At 39.8% G+C, this 17,696-nt stretch carries 19 protein-coding genes; 12 read left to right on the plus strand and 7 right to left on the minus strand.

Annotation, left to right across the window (positions count from 1 at the left end; translation table 11 throughout):
- Positions 1-42 precede the first annotated feature (42 nt).
- The 7 genes from BLS44_RS10545 (at position 43) to BLS44_RS10575 (ending at position 5,235) form a co-directional block, all read left to right on the plus strand.
- Positions 43-981, plus strand: coding sequence for a CHC2 zinc finger domain-containing protein (locus tag BLS44_RS10545; protein WP_090390050.1), 939 nt, complete (start codon positions 43-45; stop codon positions 979-981).
- A 48-nt stretch (positions 982-1,029) separates the two neighbouring features.
- Positions 1,030-1,743 (plus strand): hypothetical protein, encoded by a 714-nt coding sequence (locus tag BLS44_RS10550; protein WP_090390051.1) that lies wholly within the window; start codon positions 1,030-1,032, stop codon positions 1,741-1,743.
- A gap of 4 nt (positions 1,744-1,747) precedes the next feature.
- Entirely contained in the window at positions 1,748-2,185 is a 438-nt protein-coding gene (locus BLS44_RS10555; RefSeq protein ID WP_090390052.1) for a hypothetical protein, read from the plus strand.
- Between the two features lie 8 nt (positions 2,186-2,193).
- Positions 2,194-2,532 carry a hypothetical protein gene (locus BLS44_RS10560; RefSeq protein WP_090390053.1) on the plus strand — a complete coding sequence of 113 codons (339 nt, stop codon included), beginning with the start codon at positions 2,194-2,196 and terminating at the stop codon, positions 2,530-2,532.
- 290 nt (positions 2,533-2,822) lie between these two features.
- Positions 2,823-3,197, plus strand: coding sequence for a plasmid mobilization protein (locus tag BLS44_RS10565; protein ID WP_090390054.1), 375 nt, complete (start codon positions 2,823-2,825; stop codon positions 3,195-3,197).
- Positions 3,194-4,003, plus strand: coding sequence for a relaxase/mobilization nuclease domain-containing protein (locus BLS44_RS10570; protein ID WP_090390055.1), 810 nt, complete (start codon positions 3,194-3,196; stop codon positions 4,001-4,003). Before BLS44_RS10565 ends, BLS44_RS10570 begins: the two co-directional genes overlap by 4 nt.
- Positions 4,004-4,125: 122 nt before the next feature.
- Positions 4,126-5,235, plus strand: a complete 1,110-nt coding sequence (locus BLS44_RS10575) for a Fic family protein (RefSeq protein WP_090390056.1) — start codon at positions 4,126-4,128, stop codon at positions 5,233-5,235.
- A gap of 62 nt (positions 5,236-5,297) precedes the next feature.
- On the opposite strand, the gene BLS44_RS10580 is transcribed toward BLS44_RS10575, so the two are convergent.
- A complete protein-coding gene (locus BLS44_RS10580; protein ID WP_143019725.1) occupies positions 5,298-6,707 on the minus strand; it encodes a hypothetical protein in 1,410 nt (469 codons plus the stop codon).
- A gap of 107 nt (positions 6,708-6,814) precedes the next feature.
- Here BLS44_RS10580 and BLS44_RS10585 point away from each other — a divergent pair, with 107 nt between their 5' ends.
- Positions 6,815-8,344: an LA2681 family HEPN domain-containing protein gene (locus tag BLS44_RS10585; protein ID WP_090390058.1), complete on the plus strand. Its 1,530-nt coding sequence runs from the start codon at positions 6,815-6,817 to the stop codon at positions 8,342-8,344.
- A gap of 111 nt (positions 8,345-8,455) precedes the next feature.
- Here BLS44_RS10585 and BLS44_RS10590 read toward each other — a convergent pair whose 3' ends face one another.
- The 4 genes from BLS44_RS10590 to BLS44_RS10605 form a co-directional block, all read right to left on the minus strand.
- A complete protein-coding gene (locus tag BLS44_RS10590; RefSeq protein ID WP_090390059.1) occupies positions 8,456-8,896 on the minus strand; it encodes a hypothetical protein in 441 nt (146 codons plus the stop codon).
- Position 8,897: 1 nt separating this feature from the next.
- Complete coding sequence (locus BLS44_RS10595) at positions 8,898-9,383, minus strand: helix-turn-helix domain-containing protein (protein WP_090390060.1); 486 nt, start codon at positions 9,381-9,383, stop codon at positions 8,898-8,900.
- An 8-nt stretch (positions 9,384-9,391) separates the two neighbouring features.
- The gene (locus BLS44_RS10600; RefSeq protein WP_090390061.1) at positions 9,392-9,952 is read right to left on the minus strand and encodes a hypothetical protein; all 561 of its coding nucleotides are present in this window, start codon (positions 9,950-9,952) and stop codon (positions 9,392-9,394) included.
- A 173-nt stretch (positions 9,953-10,125) separates the two neighbouring features.
- Positions 10,126-10,554 (minus strand): helix-turn-helix domain-containing protein, encoded by a 429-nt coding sequence (locus BLS44_RS10605; RefSeq protein WP_090390062.1) that lies wholly within the window; start codon positions 10,552-10,554, stop codon positions 10,126-10,128.
- Between the two features lie 146 nt (positions 10,555-10,700).
- Between BLS44_RS10605 and BLS44_RS10610 the strand changes: the two genes are divergently transcribed.
- The 3 genes from BLS44_RS10610 (at position 10,701) to BLS44_RS10620 (ending at position 12,788) form a co-directional block, all read left to right on the plus strand.
- Positions 10,701-11,147, plus strand: a complete 447-nt coding sequence (locus BLS44_RS10610) for a hypothetical protein (protein ID WP_143019727.1) — start codon at positions 10,701-10,703, stop codon at positions 11,145-11,147.
- Between the two features lie 2 nt (positions 11,148-11,149).
- On the plus strand, positions 11,150-12,034 hold the full coding sequence (locus BLS44_RS10615; RefSeq protein ID WP_090390064.1) for a HEPN domain-containing protein: 885 nt from the start codon (positions 11,150-11,152) through the stop codon (positions 12,032-12,034).
- 136 nt (positions 12,035-12,170) lie between these two features.
- Positions 12,171-12,788, plus strand: a complete 618-nt coding sequence (locus BLS44_RS10620) for a DedA family protein (protein WP_090390065.1) — start codon at positions 12,171-12,173, stop codon at positions 12,786-12,788.
- A 781-nt stretch (positions 12,789-13,569) separates the two neighbouring features.
- Here the strand turns inward: BLS44_RS10620 and BLS44_RS10640 are convergent.
- On the minus strand, positions 13,570-13,869 hold the full coding sequence (locus BLS44_RS10640) for a hypothetical protein (protein ID WP_008582816.1): 300 nt from the start codon (positions 13,867-13,869) through the stop codon (positions 13,570-13,572).
- A 676-nt stretch (positions 13,870-14,545) separates the two neighbouring features.
- Positions 14,546-15,781, minus strand: a complete 1,236-nt coding sequence (locus BLS44_RS10650; protein WP_090390068.1) for a DEAD/DEAH box helicase — start codon at positions 15,779-15,781, stop codon at positions 14,546-14,548.
- A 746-nt stretch (positions 15,782-16,527) separates the two neighbouring features.
- Between BLS44_RS10650 and BLS44_RS10655 the strand changes: the two genes are divergently transcribed.
- Complete coding sequence (locus tag BLS44_RS10655; protein WP_090390069.1) at positions 16,528-17,580, plus strand: fatty acid desaturase family protein; 1,053 nt, start codon at positions 16,528-16,530, stop codon at positions 17,578-17,580.
- Positions 17,581-17,696 lie beyond the last annotated feature (116 nt).

A 17,696-nucleotide genomic window follows, 5' to 3' on the forward strand; every position in this document is an offset into this window, starting at 1 on the left:
ATCACCATCAGCAATTTTATTAACACTCAAACTCATTCAAATATGAAAAGTATTAACTGGGAAACAATCAGGCAAATTGACCTTATAGACTACCTTGCCTTCCTGGGGCATCATCCGGACATCAAGATGAGCCGCAATCGGGAATATTGGTACTTATCGCCGCTTCCTGGCAGAAATGAAAGAACACCATCTTTTAAGGTGGATCGAAGAAAAAATCTGTGGTATGATCATGGACTGGGAAAGGGCGGCAGTATTATTGATTTCTGTTTACAATATCATGGCTGCAATATTCACGAAGCGTTAAACAAATTACAGGGATTTCTTTCTTTTCACCGGGGCCAAGCACAGGCTTTCCCGCTTTTCAGCGCAACACCATCTCCCGATGAAAAGAAAAAGATCCGGATCGTGGCAACCGGCCCTATTCAGTCCCCTGCTCTAATCAGTTACCTGGAACAGCGAAAAATCCCGCTCTCCATCGCGCAGAACTACTGCCGGGAGGTGCAATATGAACTGGGCGATAAAAAATATTACTCCATTGGATTTCCCAATAATGCAGGCGGCTTTGAGTTAAGGAACGCTCATTTTAAGGGCAGCGCTGCCCCAAAGGACATTACTTTTTTTGATAATGGTAAAGAAGATCTTTATGTATTTGAAGGTTTCTTCAATTTTTTGTCGTTCACGGTTATCCGCCCCCAAACTGGTATTGGCTTTACAAATTGCCTGGTACTTAACTCCCTTGCATTTTTTGAAAAGAGCCGCTCCCTGATGGAGCAGCATAATAAAATATTTCTGCTTTTAGACCGGGATCTATCCGGCAGGCAAAACACACAAAAAGCACTTTCCTGGAATCAGGAAATGGGGTTAGCAAAATATACAGATAGCAGTGATCTATACAAATCCCGTGACGATCTTAACGCCTGGCTGATGGACGGGGCCAAACAACAGGAACAACAAAGGACGCAAAGAGGCAGAGGGCTTTGATCTTTCTCCCTTTGCAGCAATATTTATTTATTATAAAAGATTCAAACAATGCAACAATTTCAATTTAATATCCAGTCCAAAGGGGGTGCCGGTAAATCAATGCTTACGTATCTGCAAGCCTTAAAACAACAGGACAATGACAGGGCTTATTTTGTAGATTTTGACAGTTCTGTGAAATCAAGCTGCCAACAGTTAAAATTTCTCCAGGGCAAAACGCCGTCGCGTTTTGCAACAATGAGCCTGCTGGACAGCCGCGAAAAACTGGACCGTCAATTGCTTTTTGAAAACCTATACGAACTTTCGCAAAAGGACTACGACTGTTTTTATCTGGACTTTGGCGCTCCGGAAAGTGATCAATTACCATCCCTTTTTTCAAAAGATTATACGGTTGAAGAGCTTAAGGAAGTCCAAGACCAATTAAACGCTCAATTTATTTTCAATGTTATTCTTGCCGGGGGCAGCGCCTATGAACCCTGTACAAATTACCTGCAAAAGATTACCATATTAAATGGAGGTGTTTTTGAAACCAACATTTATGTTAATGAAAGTACGTTTGCAGGTACACCGCAGCTTATTAGGGAATTGATGGCTTTCAGGTCTGCGACCGAAAACCATATAGGCGCTATTAAACTATATGGAGACTTTGATATCACCACAGCCCCGCACAGGAGTATTCTGCAAAAAATCAGCGAAGGGAAAGGGATCGAAGCCTATGCGTTTATCGAAAGGATAAAAATGCTCAAAGAGTTATCAAAAATTTAAGCCCATGCAACAATCGCGGATTGATTTAAAGAAGCTTCGGTTACAGATTGCGCTCCAATATGGCATTGAGCTGGATGAAACGGCCCTTGCCATTCTTGCCATCTTGCTACAGGAAGGTAAACGCCAGTTTACACCAATGCATACAAAACTGGCTGAAATGGGTGAACAAATACAACAGTCGAAAAAAGCATTACAGGTAGACCCTGATCATCCCCGCTGGCAGGCATTCTTGCACGGCATGGGGCAATGGGGCCTTGGCTTATGCCTGGGAGTGATTGCCCTCCTGGTCGTTTTCTCCATTACCCTTAGCAATGACAAAAAGCAGCAGGACATGCAACAGGCGCTTGTGTGGTATAAAGAACATTACGAAGCGGCGCAAAAGCTAATTGATAAGGCGGGCACGGGCACTATTGGAAAAAAATCCAGGCAACGAAATAAATAGCGAAAATCATGTATAAAGAATTTATAAGAAAAGACCTGCTGGATAATGGGTATGGGGTGTACGGTAAAATATTGGATATCTACCGGGAACAAATGGCGTTCCTGGAAACCCCTTCCCGCTTTCGCCGGTGGCTATCTGTTGAACTCGATGTCCCTTTAGAGAAAATAAATCTTAGCAGCCTTAATTCGGCGCTGCAACAACAGCGAAAGAAAGATGCGCAGAATAAGCAACGCACCCCACCGGTAGCCTTACCCCAGGCTGATCATGCTGTAAACAAAGTGGAAGGATTTCAATTTTCAAAACCCGGATCGGGCGATAAGAAACTGCCACGGATCAATGAACTATAAAACGCAGCACAATAAGCGCACTCCAATTTCCTTTCACGGCATATAGGCGTCAATGAAGAAACTCCGGGCTTGAATAAGCCCTAACACATTTAATTAAGATCAAACAAGCCTGATCCTGCGGATCTAAACCTGTTCGATCCGGTTTAGTGCATCGATTTTTCGGGAGCCAGCTATGTTCTCGTAGGCTCGTAACCTCACCTACTTCGAACATGCTGGCCCATTCATGCCGCTTTAGGGCGGCATTCATGGGGGCGCAAAGCGCGGTTGTTAAACTTTAAAATTAATATAGTATGAATACACCAAATGAAAAGAACAAGGGCGGCAGGCCAAGGAAAGAAGTAAAACGTAGCTATCGGCTACGTGTAGCTTGCAGCGCATTAGAGCTGCAAATCATAGAAGAAAAAGCCAAACAGGTACAGCTTACTGTTTCCGAGTTTTTACGTGAAGCAGCTTTCAATAGTCATATTGACACCCGGCAGAAAACGTTGCCCAAAGAAGTTTTGGATTTCGCCGCCCAACTTAGCCACCTTGCGGCTAATATAAATTCACTGGCTTATAAAAATAATGCTGCACAGGCTTTTAATGCCTTTGAGCGCACAGAATTAAGGCAACTGGCAGCACAGGTAAAAGAGCTGACTCTAAATATTAAAAACTATTTAAGATGATTGGTAAGGCGATTATAGGAAAGGGATTTGCCGGGTGTATCAAATACTGCCTGGAAGATAAAAAAATGGAGATGAATAGGGATCAAACCATCGTGCATAACAGAGCGGAAGTTTTACTCTTTAATAAATGTTTCGGTAATAAAAAGGAACTGGTGCGGGACTTTAATGAAGTTAGAAAGCTCAACCCCAAACAATCCAAACCGGTGTTTCATTTTACACTGAGCTTTGCTCCGGGCGAGAAGTTGACCAGGGCGCAGCTGATCCATATTGTCCAGGATTGTGCAAAAGAATTTGGGTTTGTTGAGAACCAATTTCTGGCAGTAGAACATAAGGATACGCAGCATCAGCATATTCATATAGTAGCTAACCGTATTGGCTTTGCTGGCAAAACAAATGTATCGGATAGCAATAGTTATAAACGCATGGCCGAGTTCTGCCGAAAAATGGAACGCAAATATCAACTGCAGCAAGTGCTAAGCCCCAGGCGCTTTTTACCAAAGCAGCAACAACTACTACCGAGGATTGACCAGCGAAAGGAACAATTTAAATTACAGTTGAAGCAAATATTACAGTCCTCAAAAACGATGGAGCGTTTTCAGCAAAAAGCAAAGGAATTACGTATTGAAATTATTAAAGGACGCGGTATTGCTTTTATGGATGAAAAAGGCATTAAAATTAAGGGGAGTGACATTGGCCTTTCGTTACAAACTATCGAAAAACAAATAGAAAGCAATAACCGGCAAGCCTTGCAAAAGCAAACAGCATTTATCCAAACCAAACAACGAGAAAATACCATGGGATTATAAAACTAAAGAATACAGAAGCCAGGGAAATACGGAGAATAACACTATTATTCTCCGCTTTTTTTGCGTATAAAAATAGCTAATGCGGAGAATATTCGATATATTCGTTGCATAAAACGCGTAGAATGTATATCTATCAATTAGCCCAATGGCCTCATTTTCAATGGAACACGGAAGATATAGCTTCCTTACTGGCAGGCGTACGCCATCAGCAGGGCCGGCTATTGGGGCGGATGGAAAACCTGGGGTTTAGCCTGCGGGAGGAAGCTACCCTGCAAACCCTTACGTTGGATGTGCTCAAATCCAGTGAAATAGAGGGCGAGGTATTAGATGCCGAACAGGTGCGCTCTTCTGTAGCCCGGCGTTTGGGAATGGATATAGCCGGTTTAGTTCCTGCCGACCGTAATGTGGAGGGCGTTGTGGAAATGATGCTGGATGCCACCCAGCAATACCAGGAGTTACTTACTAAAGACCGTCTTTTTGGCTGGCATGCCTCTTTGTTCCCGGCAGGGCGCAGTGGTATGCACCGGATCGTAACCGGCCAATGGCGGGATAATCTGCCTGATGATCCCATGCAGGTAGTATCCGGCCCTATGGGACGAGAGACTGTGCATTTCCAGGCACCGGATGCAGACCGGGTTCCGGCTGAAATGAAAGCATTCCTGGATTGGTTTAATACTCCGGACAAAACAGACCCGGTATTAAGGGCTGCTATTGCCCATTTATGGTTTGTGACGATACACCCGTTTGATGATGGTAATGGCCGTATTGCCCGGGCTATAACAGATATGCAGTTGGCCCGCGCAGATGAAAGCCGCCAGCGGTTTTACAGCATGTCTACCCAAATCCGGGCTGAGCGCAAAGCCTATTATGATATACTGGAGGCAACGCAAAAAGGCCGGATGGATATAACCCCATGGATCCATTGGTTCCTGGGCTGCTTGGAACGATCCATAGATGCAGCAGGCACCACATTAGCCGGGGTAATGAAGAAGGCAACCTTTTGGAAACAGCCGGCTACGCATACTTTAAACGACCGGCAAAAGCTGATGCTGAATAAATTGCTGGATGGGTTTACCGGTAAGCTCACCTCCTCCAAATGGGCAAAGATTGCCAAAACATCGCAAGACACGGCTATACGGGATATCCAGGACCTGATAAACCGGCAACTGTTGGTTAAAGAACCGGCAGGTGGCAGAAGCACCAGTTACCTGCTAAATGATGCTTTGTTTTAAATGCATAGTTTTTTAAAGAAAATAATAAAATGCGAATCGCGGCATTTGCAATTTAGATATTATTATTGTTCATCTAAAATCTCAAATCCTAAGCAAATTGTATTACCCCAACTTTTTGAAGCAGTTAATAACCTGAAATGCATATTTCCAAATATCCATTTTCGGATATATTCGTCATCATTGTACTTGTCATTTTCTTCCATTTTGTATTCTCCTCTGCCGTCAATATCTATACCCAGCATGCGATTTAATTTTGCAACAAGTAATTCGATTTCGCGATACATCATAAAACTTGCATGACTATTCCTATCGCAGTAGAACGCAATAAATGAGATTTCTTCAGAATGAATAATTTGAAAACGGTTGAAGTAATTAAAATAGGGATGCCCCGGTTTAAAAGTTTTTACTGATTCGTTTTTAAAAGGATCATTTCTATCATACAGCTGCATACTATGTTTTAAATCATGTTGAATTGATTTGATAAATGTTTGTAATGTTTCTTCTTGGCCGAGCAACAACGTTCTGTAATTAATAAAATCCTTTGAAGACAAAACTTTTACCGGTAGACCTAAGAGTTGATAAACAATAAATGCCTTTACTTGTAAGCCTTTGTCGTCAGTAACAAGATAATCGCTAAAAGAAGCATACCATGCATGAAGCGCATCTGTATTCAGGCTATTCATATTGAATTTCTTAATTGACTTTCCAGATCGTTCCTGGGTTATATTAAACGTTTCGAGCATGTTGTAAGCATAATTAAATCTTTGATAAAGATCCTTTTTTTGATTATCCGAAAGAATGCTATCGATTAACTCTAAATATGATTTACCAAGCGTGCTTTTTTTAATCCTTTCATCAAAAGCCATTCCCCAATTTTCAAAACTATAATCATCTCTATTCATATACGAAGAAACAAACCTTCTTAACTCAGTAAACTCCTTTTTATCTTCTAATAGCGACTTGCTATATGGCCATATGCTATTTATAAACTCATTCATGCTCATTTGAGGGTTATATCCGGGGATCATTTTGTTAAAAAGCGCTATACTCTTTTCGTCCATAGCAGCGAAATTATGTTGACTCGCAATTGCGCCTATTGGGATATCCAATAACCCCTTGAGCAATTGTTTAGCAAGTTTTCCTTCTGGAAAATCATCAAGATCATTTAATAGAGCGTCAATATCAAATGGATTTTCAAATGTTTTTCTATAAGCGTCATAATCTTTTCCTTTGAATGCTTGTATTGGTGTTGCCAGATAAGGACCAGTAGCCTTATCACGTATTAAATCGTGCAAAAAATAATTGTCCTTTACATAGTTCCCCATTAAAAGCAAATCCGCTTCTATATATTCTGGCTTGCTATCTTTTAAATCATCTAAATGAGCATCTGAAAAAGTAAAAAGCATTTTATCATTTAATGCGTCAAAGGCATTCAACAATTCTTGATTATAACCAGGATGTTTTGTGTTCAAGTAACGATATATATTACTATCGCAGTATACTCTTATCATACATTTCGTGCTTTATGCAAAAGTATTACTAAATTTATTAGTACATTTGATGTGAATAAATTTTTTGTATGGAACTGACTTTTGAGGATTTATTAGCGTTGAATAACCTTAATGAATTTGAACCTGACCAAGTCTGCAATATTCTTGCTATTATTTTTGAAACAGGTCGTGAGCAGAATGATAAAAATGCTATTGAAAGAGGGTTAGGGTTTTCTGAAAAACAGAAACTGGATAATTTTAGCGATTATGAAAAAGCAACATTTCATTACTTCGTTTCAAACGGTTGGGCGTATTTACAACGATTTATACAAACACTCAATTCTGTTGAATTTTGGGCGTTTCAAACACCTGAAATAGAAAATCAGGTAATCCATCTGCGCATGGCTCTAACTCTTACTAATAATTTTGATAGCCCAGAATTAAAATCACAGATTCTTATCAATCTTGGTAACACATTTTCTCATATAGGTAGATTTGTAGAGGCCACGCAATATTGGCAGAAGGCTATGAGAATTATGCCCGGCTTTGGAATGGCTGTTGGGAATTTAGGGTTTGGTCTTGCTCACTATGCCAGAGCGCTTTATGATGAGGGGCATCGTTTCTTATTTTGTCAATTTGCGTATAAATATTTAGTAGAAGCCAGCACACGTGATGACGTTTATAAAGAAGGGCAGGATGGGTTTAAATATGTAGCAGAAACTATCAAAGAGCGCTACGGTGCAGATAATTTAAAGAATATTAAACCTCTTACGGATTTCAGCTTGGGCAACTCCAAAGAAGAAACAGCATATAGGGAATGGTGTATCCAGAACACACTTTTTATTAATCCACTTAACGATTTTCTTTCTGAAAACATAGTGGGGCATGATTGCTTCTATCTGCCAACGATAACATTGGACTTAGACCAACCGCCTGTATATCATACAATATATAATCAAATAAAACAAGAGTATGTTAGTGCCCGGTTCCTTTATTATGAAGGGATTAATCAGACAGAAGTCCATTTTTCAGATAAAGAAAACAAGCAGATGGACACTCTTGACTATTCGCTATACTCTATCAATACTGAGAAACTTAAAATTGTATTCAGAGTGTGTTATTCTTTATTTGATAAGATTGCATATTTGCTTAATGAGTATCTACAACTCGGATTAAATCCCAAAGATGTTTCTTTCAGAAAAATATGGTGTTCCAAATCAAGAAAGAACAACCAGTCAGAATTAAACCCTATTATTATTAATTCACAAAACTGGCCTTTACGTGGAATGTACTGGTTAAGTAAAGATTTAGTGGAATTTGAGTCGCAATTTTCTAAGGCTATTCTCCCAGAAGCACAGCAGATTGCTACGATCAGGAATTTTATAGAGCATAAATCATTTAAAATTGTCGAGTATGGTGAAACAGGCTTAACAGACAATGACCTGACTTTCCAAATAACCAGAGATGAATTTGAGGAAAAGGTGTATGTACTTATGCAAATGGCACGATCAGCAATTATGTATTTATCCTTTGCTATTCATATCGAAGAGCAAAAGAAGGAGAAAAAGCCTTCTATTCCAGTAACATTTTATGAATTAAAGGATGATTACAAAATATAATAAGGCCACAACACTACTCGAATTACAGCGTTGAGTCAGATGAAAAAAACATCTCCCCGGAACAGTCGGATGTTTATATCTGATACAGAAAAAGAGGCTGCCAAATCCGGATTAAATAGCGCGTATTTCAAAAATCATATTTTCCTGGAAGAGCTCTGTTAAGTTAAGTGTAGGCAGCAGGTATTTATTAAACTTTGTGTTTTCTGTCTTCGCATGTAAAACACCTCTTGCGGTACCAATTGTTAAAACTGCAAGGTGCTGAACAAAACCTTTCTCAAACTCAATTTTATTATCTTCTCTTAAACAACTTTGCCAACTCTCCTGCGCAATAGAAAATTCACAATTCACATCCAGAATAATAAAAGGCGCTTTTTCATTTTCAAAGCCAATATCAATACCACACCGTATATATTTATTAGTATGGTCTATATTAAAATAGAGACGGGAAGTTGTTTCCACCTTTGTGCCGGGCACATCAGGGTATGCGCTTTCAACAGTAGCAAATTGTACTGTATTTATTTTGGCAATCTGGAATTGAATATATTTTTCCATTTTAAACGGCTTCTAAGAAAGAGGGTGTTGGGGCGCACTTTTCGAATGTATAAGCTTTCATCGAAATCAATGTAGTAGTCTTTGAAATTTCGCTTTGTTGAAAGTGAGGCATTGAATAATCTGCTTTCTGATATTCGGATGTTTTTTTGACAACTACCTCTGTTTTTTCATCATCAAACTCACCCGCAATATTGGTTATGCGGATGCCTAAAGCTCGCTCTATTTTGTCTACTGTTTCATAGGTGAAATTTTCCTGGCCCTTTACCCATTTATTAACCTGCTGCGGGCTTACATTTAGTTTTGCCGCTAAATCCTTTTGGGAAAGATGCTGGTTCTTTAATGCCCTTAATATTTGAATGGCCGTTAATTGCGATTTTAAAAGCCATCCTTTATTTTCATGCCTGTAATCGGCATCTTTAATCCAATCCGACTGTTCAACAGTTGCAACTTCTTTCAGTTTGCTTAAAATTTCTTCTTGATTTTTCATAATAAGAACTATTGATTTTGAATTTCAAGATAGCCAAAATCATCTTCCTCTATTATTCCCTCATCTTTGAGGTCTTGCGCTACTTTTGTTAGTTTTTCCAATTCTTTTTTTGTGTGTTCTCTTTCGCTCATCGTAGCTGTTAATTTTATTGCACTTCCAGTAACAAAATAAATCGATTGACTTAATCGTATTGCATACAGTCGCAGCCAACTGCGGGAATTACCCATGCCATACGCTTTATTTTGCTGAAGTTCAATTTTTGTTTCTTTTTTATTTAAAGGACGAAAGATTACATCATTGAGGTTGTTTTTTTCCTGCTTGCATAAAGCTCTTATACGTTGTTCAAATTCGCGGCTTTCTTTCAGCGTTTGCGCTATTGCTTCATCTACAGAGGGACAGTTATAAAATCCATTTTCCAGGTCTGCTTTATGCTCCTCAAAAAAATCGTGCAGGTATTCCACATCCTGCCATTGATTAAATGCTTTTTGGTACTCATCTTGCGTTTCTCCATCAAACTTTACGGCGTAAAGTTTATTGTTTGGAAACACAAATATAGAGCAAAATGTCATAAAATCAACTTATGGGTTTATTTTTTGCAAATTTACAGTTTCGTGCTAATAATGTGCTTAAAAGCTGGTGTAGAAAATTAGATTTGATTGAAATTTATTAAAAATTTCATTATCAATAGGTTATCTATTTTTAATTTTAAAGGCGTCTACTAAGACTTCTCCAAAACATAAAATCACTTCACTTTCTCCAGCAGCTTCTGCAAAAGCTCCATTTTCTCCTTTTCAGCCTGTAACAGGCGCTCGTATAATTTCCGGTTTTCGGCAATCTCTTCCGCCCATTTATCTATGGGGTTGAATGTGCAGTGAAAGTTGGCTTGTGAGTTTTCGGTGAATGTATTAGCTACAGCACTATCGTGAAATGTATTGGCAATAATATTCACGGCCTGCTCTTCATCAAAATTTGTGATTGCCTCTACAGGTACTTTTAATACCTCAGAGATTTGCTTTAGCAAAGGCTCTTCAATTACTTCCTTCTGCTCCAACAGTGATATTTTACGCTGGTTCCAATCATCACCTAAATCCAAAGCCAATGCTTCTTGCTTTATGCCCAGCATTTCCCTGAACCGCTTTACATTTCTGCCCTGATGTATTGTTTTCTCCATAAGATTTGATTTTTATGCCCTTACAGCGTTTTTCAAAGATAAATAAATCGTCGCGCTAAAATACCTCATTTTTCCAATAAATTATCGCCTTTTCAGTTAGGATAGCGGCTGTAGTGGGTGCAGATTTAGGGTATAAATGCAAACAAATGAAAAAGAAACCCACCCCCAAACAAAAACAGCGCAAGCCCAAGCCGGAACTAAAGTGGCAAACCGGGGCCTATGAACGCTTTGCTGACTTTAATTTCATTCTTCCCTATCAATTTTTGCTGCTCTGCCGCCTGATGGACGTAACGCCCCAGGAGGCCCTAACCGACTTTATGGATAATCTGTCCTGCGGCAGTTGGAATCGTAAGGGCCGGGACACAGAAAAAGAACACCTGATCAACTATTTTATTGCACACGGCTACGGGCAGGAGCATTATACGGAAGCCGATATTCGCGAAATTTTTAAGGAAATGGATGCCGTTGGCCTGCTGTTTCCACGCGAAAGCAATGGCAAAATGGTAGACCGCTACGCCAAATGGCGGGATAAGCACGAAACCTGGTGGTTTAAAAAATGGTTCCGCAAACCCCGGCATATTAAACACAGTTAACCATGAAAGAAGAAACCGTTGCTAACCATAAAGCGCTTTATCTGACCGAAGACGATAAAGCCATTGCCACAAAGGTGGTGGACACTATTACCAAGATTACGCAGGTGGACACCATCTTTGTTTTAGGTAAAAAAGAAAATACAGCTCACAATATTTTTATGGAATCTTGTGCTGCCAGCGCGTACACTTCAGCTTTTTGGCTGCTGGTATTGATTACTGGCGATGATAAGCGGCATAAGATATACCAGGATGAAATGGAGCAAAAGTGTAACCACTTTCATGCTGTTAGCTGTATTGTAATGCAAACAAGCACTTTTGTACGTTGGCTAAGCGCAAAAGATCCTTTTGCGTTAACTGTTTTGTTAAACGCTCCGTTTATTTATAACACCAACCCGGAACTTGAAGAATGGGGCAAGGATATTATTGCGGAAAGCATTCCGGAAACGGAGAAATCATGTTTCCAAAAATGTTTTACTCTTTATAACGAGTACATCGCCGGGGCAGCGCTTTTTACCGTTCGCAAACAGTATAAGCTGGCGCTTTTTATGTATCACCAGGCTACAGAATTACTGCTGACAGCCTTTATTAAATCCCAAACCGGGCTGGAGCTGCATATTCATAACATCAACCACCTTAATCAATACTTTGGCTTTTTAGCCCCTGGCATTGCAGCAGATTTTTGCGGAGCAACACAAAAGGAACAAGAAGCATTCAGGCTGCTTCAAAAGTCCTATTGCTCGGCAAGGTATGATGCAGATTTTGAGGTTGGATATGCACAGCTGGAAATCGTGAGGCAGAAAGTGAGTCGGGCGATACAGGAATTAAAAGAGATTGGCTCTCTTATATTTAAAAAGGCAGGTCGCTTTCCGCGGCTAAATATAGTTTAAAATGGATTTTGATTTTACGACTATTGCGCCCTTATATCGTGCTGTTACAATCAAATTTTGCCGTAAACAAAAATTTGTTTTATCCAAAAGAGAATTTTAAGTAGCTTTTCAAAGCAGTTTGTTTAACTAAAATCAAATGTTTAATCCCGAGGCACTAATTCAATATGGCGGGTTACTACTTGTTTGCCTGGCAATTTATGGGCAGGTAGGCCTTTTTTTCTGTTTCTTTCTTCCAAGTGGAGGGCTTCTTTTTATGGCAGGCGTATTGATTGCTACCAATGTGCTGGACCATAGCTTTTTTACGCTGTGCAGCTTAGGAATTTTAGCTTCGCTAATGGGAAATATTACGGGTTATATTGTCGGTTATAAGACAGGGACTGTTTTATATCGCAGGGAAGATTCAGCTTTTTTTAAAAAGCAGTATTTAACAAAAGCGGAAAACTTTTATAAAAGATATGGCGGCATGGCATTGATTGTTGGTGCATTTCTTCCTTTGATTCGCACTTTCACTCCCATTGTTGGGGGCATCATCCAACAAAAATTCAGCCGTTTTTTGTTATTTGCCTTTATTAGTTCTGTAGGATGGATACTTTGTTTTTCAATTGCCGGTTATGTAATAGGAACCATGCCCTTTTTACGCCCTTACCTTAATTATGTAGTGATGGCAATTATTGTGCTGGTTACGGTGCCTGTTGTAATTAAAATTATACGAAGATTCAAAAAGGAAAAACAATCTCCTGATGCAGGTATTTAATCTTCTTTTTGTAAAGGGAACCATATTGAAGCAACTCCATCTGATATCTTCTAAATTTATACCTGATTTCCTTTTTTGAGTCCAGGTAATCCGGCAATATATTTTTTTTGTTGTAGTATGTTATTAATAGTGTATCTTCAGCAACGTAATAGCACATAAAGTAATTTAAATTTTCTACGGTTCTTATTTCTCTGACTTTTTGTATTCCTGTCTCATTCCGCTTTCATTCACGCAGTTTAACCAAAATCAATCATAAATAACGGTTGGGTTTCAATAGGGAAGCCTGATAACAGAATTGGGGGAGTTGGGTATTTCTTCAGTCCTCCGAGTGTTTTGATCACTATTTGAATTTGATACCATGTATTTTTAAAAGACAGCACCGGGCTCACATGCAGTTTAGCTGGATGAATGAAGCCCATATTATCAGGCATAATCGTTGAACAATAATTATGCACTTATAGACCATTGATCATTATAAACAAACCTGTTACGTCACAAACCTTCCCGATAAATATATTTACTTATATGACATCCGAACAAATAGGCAGCGCCATACAAAAACAAAACCGACCCGTATTCGAGATCTGGTTTAAAAGTCGTTCTTCAATTAAAGGGCTATTTATACAAACAACAGACTAATGAATTAAAGCTGAAAAATTTTTGGCGGATTGTAGATGAAAGCAGGATTGCTGAATATGACAAGACCGGAAATAAAGATCTGGCCCGCGTTTTTTATGGAGATGGATTTACAAAGCTGGAGATTACCGGCTAATGGCGCCTTCTAAAGGCTACCGGCTTTTCTTTTAAACTCCAACAGGCAATACGTAATATGCTCAGTAAGCGATTGCTGTAACTGTAATATGTCGTTTCGTTTATAAGTGCGTATCAAATCTTTGGCCTCCAGGCCCAATTGGTATTGCAGCCGGCGCTCGTATCTTCCACACAACTGTTGAAATACATTTTCGTCTGTTTGACGGTCTAATTTCCCAGCCTGCTCTTTAAAATCGTGGTAAAGCTCTTCAAACAATCGAAACGCAGTTTTCCGGAAGCTGGTTATTATTAAAACAGGATCTTGTTCCATGTTGTTTCGTTCTGCGGTTAATAAACATAATAGCAAACTGATATCCATACCAACGCTTACCGGCACCAAAACGGACTGTGCCCTGTTGGAGATTTTAAGCCTGTTATTCAGTCCCGTATCCCGGGAAAAAAGCTGCCGAGCTAATCCCCTGGCTTTTCCTGTAATGATACCCAAAAATCCCTAAAAAAGTAGAACAGGTCATGGAAGTAATTTACAGTTCCTGAATATACCGCTTTTTTAGAGCAAACTCGTTAATATATTGCTGAGCTTTTTTAGCGTGTTTACTCTTTATACGAACAGTTCTCAAAGAGCGGCCCCAAAATTGTTAACTAATTTGGCTAAACAACCTGTTTTATAACCCGGTGCCATACAATTCATAAAAAAAATCGTCCCTATTCCTTAAATCTATTGTTTACCTTTTATACACTTGATATAAATAACCAGGTTTTTGCGCTGCCCAGCCAGGTGCAGGGTAACATAATTACCATTTATTTCTAACACGGTATATTGTCTTTTAGAATCGAACGGAGACTGCAGTGTAACTGTGTCTCCGATTTTTACATTTTCCATTAATACATTTTTATGCCACTGTATTTTATGATGCAGGCTTATTTCCGGAAAGCTTTCACCTAAAATAAAAATATGGCTAGGAGCTCTGGCACTACAGCATTGTTGATTAAATATGCTGCATAAACGACCGGCCCTTTCTTTTAGCCGGGCGGTTTGTTCGGCGCGGTATCTGCAACGAATCCGCTGCTTTAAAATCATCTCCGTGCATCAGGGGTACATCAAAAGCATGCCCCTTTATAACCGGTATGCTTTTACGGATCAGTTTTTGAATATCGCGTAAATACAATTTCTCCTCATAATCGCAAAAAGAAATAGCAATGCCTTCTGCGCCTGCTCTTCCCGTACGCCCGATACGATGTACATAGGTTTCCGGTTCATTTGGCAGCTCATAGTTGATCACATGTCCCATGTGGTCTACATCAATCCCCCTGGCTGCAATATCCGTGGCCACTAACACTTTTATTGCCCCTTTTTTAAAATTCAGTAGCGCCGTTTGCCTTGCAGACTGCGATTTGTTTCCGTGTATGGCAGCAGCTTTTATACCCGCACCAGTAAGATTTTGGGTGATCTTATCGGCTCCATGTTTTGTTCTCGCAAATACCAGCACTGTCTGAATGCGCTCATCTTTCAGTAACTGCAACAACAACGAAGGCTTAAACCGCTTTTCTGTGTAATACAACGATTGTTGTATACGGTCAACTGTTGTTGCCGGTGGCGTTACTGTTATTTTTATTGGCTGGCTTAACAGCGTACCGGCTAATTGTTGAATTTCCGTAGGCATGGTTGCAGAAAACAGGATTGTTTGTCTTTGCAAAGGTAATCTGGACAGGATCTTTCGCACATCATTCACAAAGCCCATATCCAGCATACGGTCAGCCTCATCCAGTACCAGGTATTGAATATTGCTTAAAGAAAGGCAGCCCTGGTTAAGTAAATCCAGCAAACGGCCGGGAGTTGCAATAAGAACATCAGCCTTTTGCCGCAATGCTTTCACCTGGTTATATTGAGATACGCCTCCAAAAACTGCCAGGTGTTTTAACGAAAGGTACTTTCCGTAAACACCAAAACTTTCCGCCACCTGTAGCGCCAGCTCCCGCGTAGGTACTAAAATTAAAGCCCGGCAATTATTTTGCTTTGTTGCTCCCTGCAGGTGCAACAGTTGCAACAGCGGAAGGGCAAAAGAGGCCGTTTTGCCGGTGCCGGTTTGAGCACAGGCAAGCACATCTCTGTTTTGCAAAATTACCGGGATGGATTGTTCCTGTACAGGGGTGGGTGTAGTATAGCATGTGTCACTCAGCGCCTTTAGCAAAGGCGCAATAAGCTGTAAATTGTTAAATGACAAAATTAAGTAAATTAAAAAATGATAAAATAGGGCAATGCTATTCACAAACAGTGCGAAGGCGATGCCTGTCTTACGTTAAGCAATCACTATATTTGAATGGAGGAAGGAAGACAAATCCAGTGTAGGATAACATACAAAGAACCGAAGGTAGTTCATTTAACCGGTATTGATCATTATATTTTCACAGCGATGACGTTTTATGCTTTTTCTGAAAAATAGAAAACATTGATTACCGGTGGGTTTTGGCATTGTTTATAATCAATGTTTTATACAAACCCTGGTAGTCTATAAAAGCAAATCAAAGTCAGGTGCTTGATGAAAATTCCATTTTAAAAAAAGGCCTGCATCCATCTCAGCCATTAGAGGTCAGCCAATTATCGAATACCGGCCGCAGCAAACAGGGTAATAAATAAGTTACCTTATTGACCTATTGCAAATAATCAGAACAATTACAATCCCGATAATGGCGATTCTTTAACACCGGCAGAGCCAGTAAATATTAATAATGCCGGTTTAAATAAGTATCTTACGAAAATATTTAACTACATATTTAAAATGTCTGCCTGAAACGGAGCACAATTATTATTCTCCACACAACACAATGTGCGAAATTCAAACCAGCTGCTAAAGTCTTCCATCAACGGCGAACAATAATAGAATATACGGATAAATCCGATGTGAGAGAGCTTTTCGAATCAAAGGTTACTCCAATACATCGGGCGTCTAAAAACAATAAAAATTTAAGAATGAAAATTTTATCCGCCTTAACGGATCCCGTTTATACAACTAAAGCCCATTTTAGCCGTTACGAAAATTTCTGGCTCCGCTTTATGAATGACAAACGGGATCTTCCCTTTATGTATCTGCTTACTCGGATCCATATTTTCATATTGCCGGTTGCACTGCTGCTTTTTACCCCTCTGTTAAAAGGATGGGCATGGTGGCTGGTGGCGCTTATCTATTTTTACTTTTCTCAGTTTTATTTTAAGGGCCGCTTCGGGTTAATGTTCCATTGCCTGTGCCACAGGAAAATGTTCAAGCCCGGTCATCAGCAAAAAATTCATGGATACATCAGCTGGATTATTTGCCCGCTGTTTGGACATACTCCCGAAAGTTATTTCAGCCACCACATGGGAATGCATCATGTTGAAAACAATAACGAAGAAGACTCCAGCAGTACGATGCACTACCAAAGGGATAGTTTCAAAAGCTTTTTATCCTATTTTTTTAACTTTCTGTTTTTGGGAGTGATGCAAACCTTTCAGTATTTATATAGCCGCAAAAGGAAGAAATTGTACACTCGGTTAACCGTTGGAGAATGGTCATACATCATTTTTTGTATTGTGCTCTGCTTTGTCAATTTGAAGGCCACATTAATGGTATGTGTTTTTCCGTTGCTGTTTGCCCGGTTTGTAATGATGCTGGGGAACTGGGCACAACATTCGTTTATAGACGGCAGCAATCCTGAAAACATCTATACAAATTCAATTAACTGTATTAATACGCCCTATAATCACACATGCTGGAATGATGGGTACCATATCATACATCACTTGCGGCCGGGTATGCATTATACAGACATGCCGCAGGAGTTTTTAAAGCGGCAGGATGAGTTTGCACGGCAGAAAGCCATTGTATTTGATGGCATCCATTATCTTCATGTTTTTTATTATTTAATGACCCGGCAATATAATAAACTGGCCAGTAATCTGGTTAACATCAATAATACATTTGAAACCAGGGAACAGGCTATTTGCCTGATGAGGGAACGCACACAAAGGATCCCGGGTAAATCCTGATTCATGCCATTGATCTTTTCCTCAAAATGAGTCTTTTGATAACATGCCTCACAATCAGGCCCGGATAACAACTCTGTAAAGTGTGAGTGTGCGTACATCATGAAACCGGCCGGGGA

The sequence above is a fragment of the Niabella drilacis genome (genome assembly GCF_900101395.1).
Classification (GTDB): Bacteria; Bacteroidota; Bacteroidia; order Chitinophagales; family Chitinophagaceae; genus Niabella; species Niabella drilacis.

What these genes read in the sequence shown, in the direction of transcription:
- BLS44_RS10545 (WP_090390050.1), top strand. Translation starts at nt 43, where the DNA reads ATGAAAAGTATTAACTGGGAAACAATCAGGCAAATTGACCTTATAGAC.
- BLS44_RS10550 (WP_090390051.1), top strand. Translation starts at nt 1,030, where the DNA reads ATGCAACAATTTCAATTTAATATCCAGTCCAAAGGGGGTGCCGGTAAA.
- BLS44_RS10555 (WP_090390052.1), top strand. Translation starts at nt 1,748, where the DNA reads ATGCAACAATCGCGGATTGATTTAAAGAAGCTTCGGTTACAGATTGCG.
- BLS44_RS10560 (WP_090390053.1), top strand. Translation starts at nt 2,194, where the DNA reads ATGTATAAAGAATTTATAAGAAAAGACCTGCTGGATAATGGGTATGGG.
- BLS44_RS10565 (WP_090390054.1), top strand. Translation starts at nt 2,823, where the DNA reads ATGAATACACCAAATGAAAAGAACAAGGGCGGCAGGCCAAGGAAAGAA.
- BLS44_RS10570 (WP_090390055.1), top strand. Translation starts at nt 3,194, where the DNA reads ATGATTGGTAAGGCGATTATAGGAAAGGGATTTGCCGGGTGTATCAAA.
- BLS44_RS10575 (WP_090390056.1), top strand. Translation starts at nt 4,126, where the DNA reads ATGTATATCTATCAATTAGCCCAATGGCCTCATTTTCAATGGAACACG.
- BLS44_RS10585 (WP_090390058.1), top strand. Translation starts at nt 6,815, where the DNA reads ATGGAACTGACTTTTGAGGATTTATTAGCGTTGAATAACCTTAATGAA.
- BLS44_RS10590 (WP_090390059.1), bottom strand. Translation starts at nt 8,896, where the DNA reads ATGGAAAAATATATTCAATTCCAGATTGCCAAAATAAATACAGTACAA.
- BLS44_RS10595 (WP_090390060.1), bottom strand. Translation starts at nt 9,383, where the DNA reads ATGAAAAATCAAGAAGAAATTTTAAGCAAACTGAAAGAAGTTGCAACT.
- BLS44_RS10600 (WP_090390061.1), bottom strand. Translation starts at nt 9,952, where the DNA reads ATGACATTTTGCTCTATATTTGTGTTTCCAAACAATAAACTTTACGCC.
- BLS44_RS10605 (WP_090390062.1), bottom strand. Translation starts at nt 10,554, where the DNA reads ATGGAGAAAACAATACATCAGGGCAGAAATGTAAAGCGGTTCAGGGAA.
- BLS44_RS10610 (WP_143019727.1), top strand. Translation starts at nt 10,701, where the DNA reads ATGAAAAAGAAACCCACCCCCAAACAAAAACAGCGCAAGCCCAAGCCG.
- BLS44_RS10615 (WP_090390064.1), top strand. Translation starts at nt 11,150, where the DNA reads ATGAAAGAAGAAACCGTTGCTAACCATAAAGCGCTTTATCTGACCGAA.
- BLS44_RS10620 (WP_090390065.1), top strand. Translation starts at nt 12,171, where the DNA reads ATGTTTAATCCCGAGGCACTAATTCAATATGGCGGGTTACTACTTGTT.
- BLS44_RS10640 (WP_008582816.1), bottom strand. Translation starts at nt 13,869, where the DNA reads ATGGAACAAGATCCTGTTTTAATAATAACCAGCTTCCGGAAAACTGCG.
- BLS44_RS10655 (WP_090390069.1), top strand. Translation starts at nt 16,528, where the DNA reads ATGAAAATTTTATCCGCCTTAACGGATCCCGTTTATACAACTAAAGCC.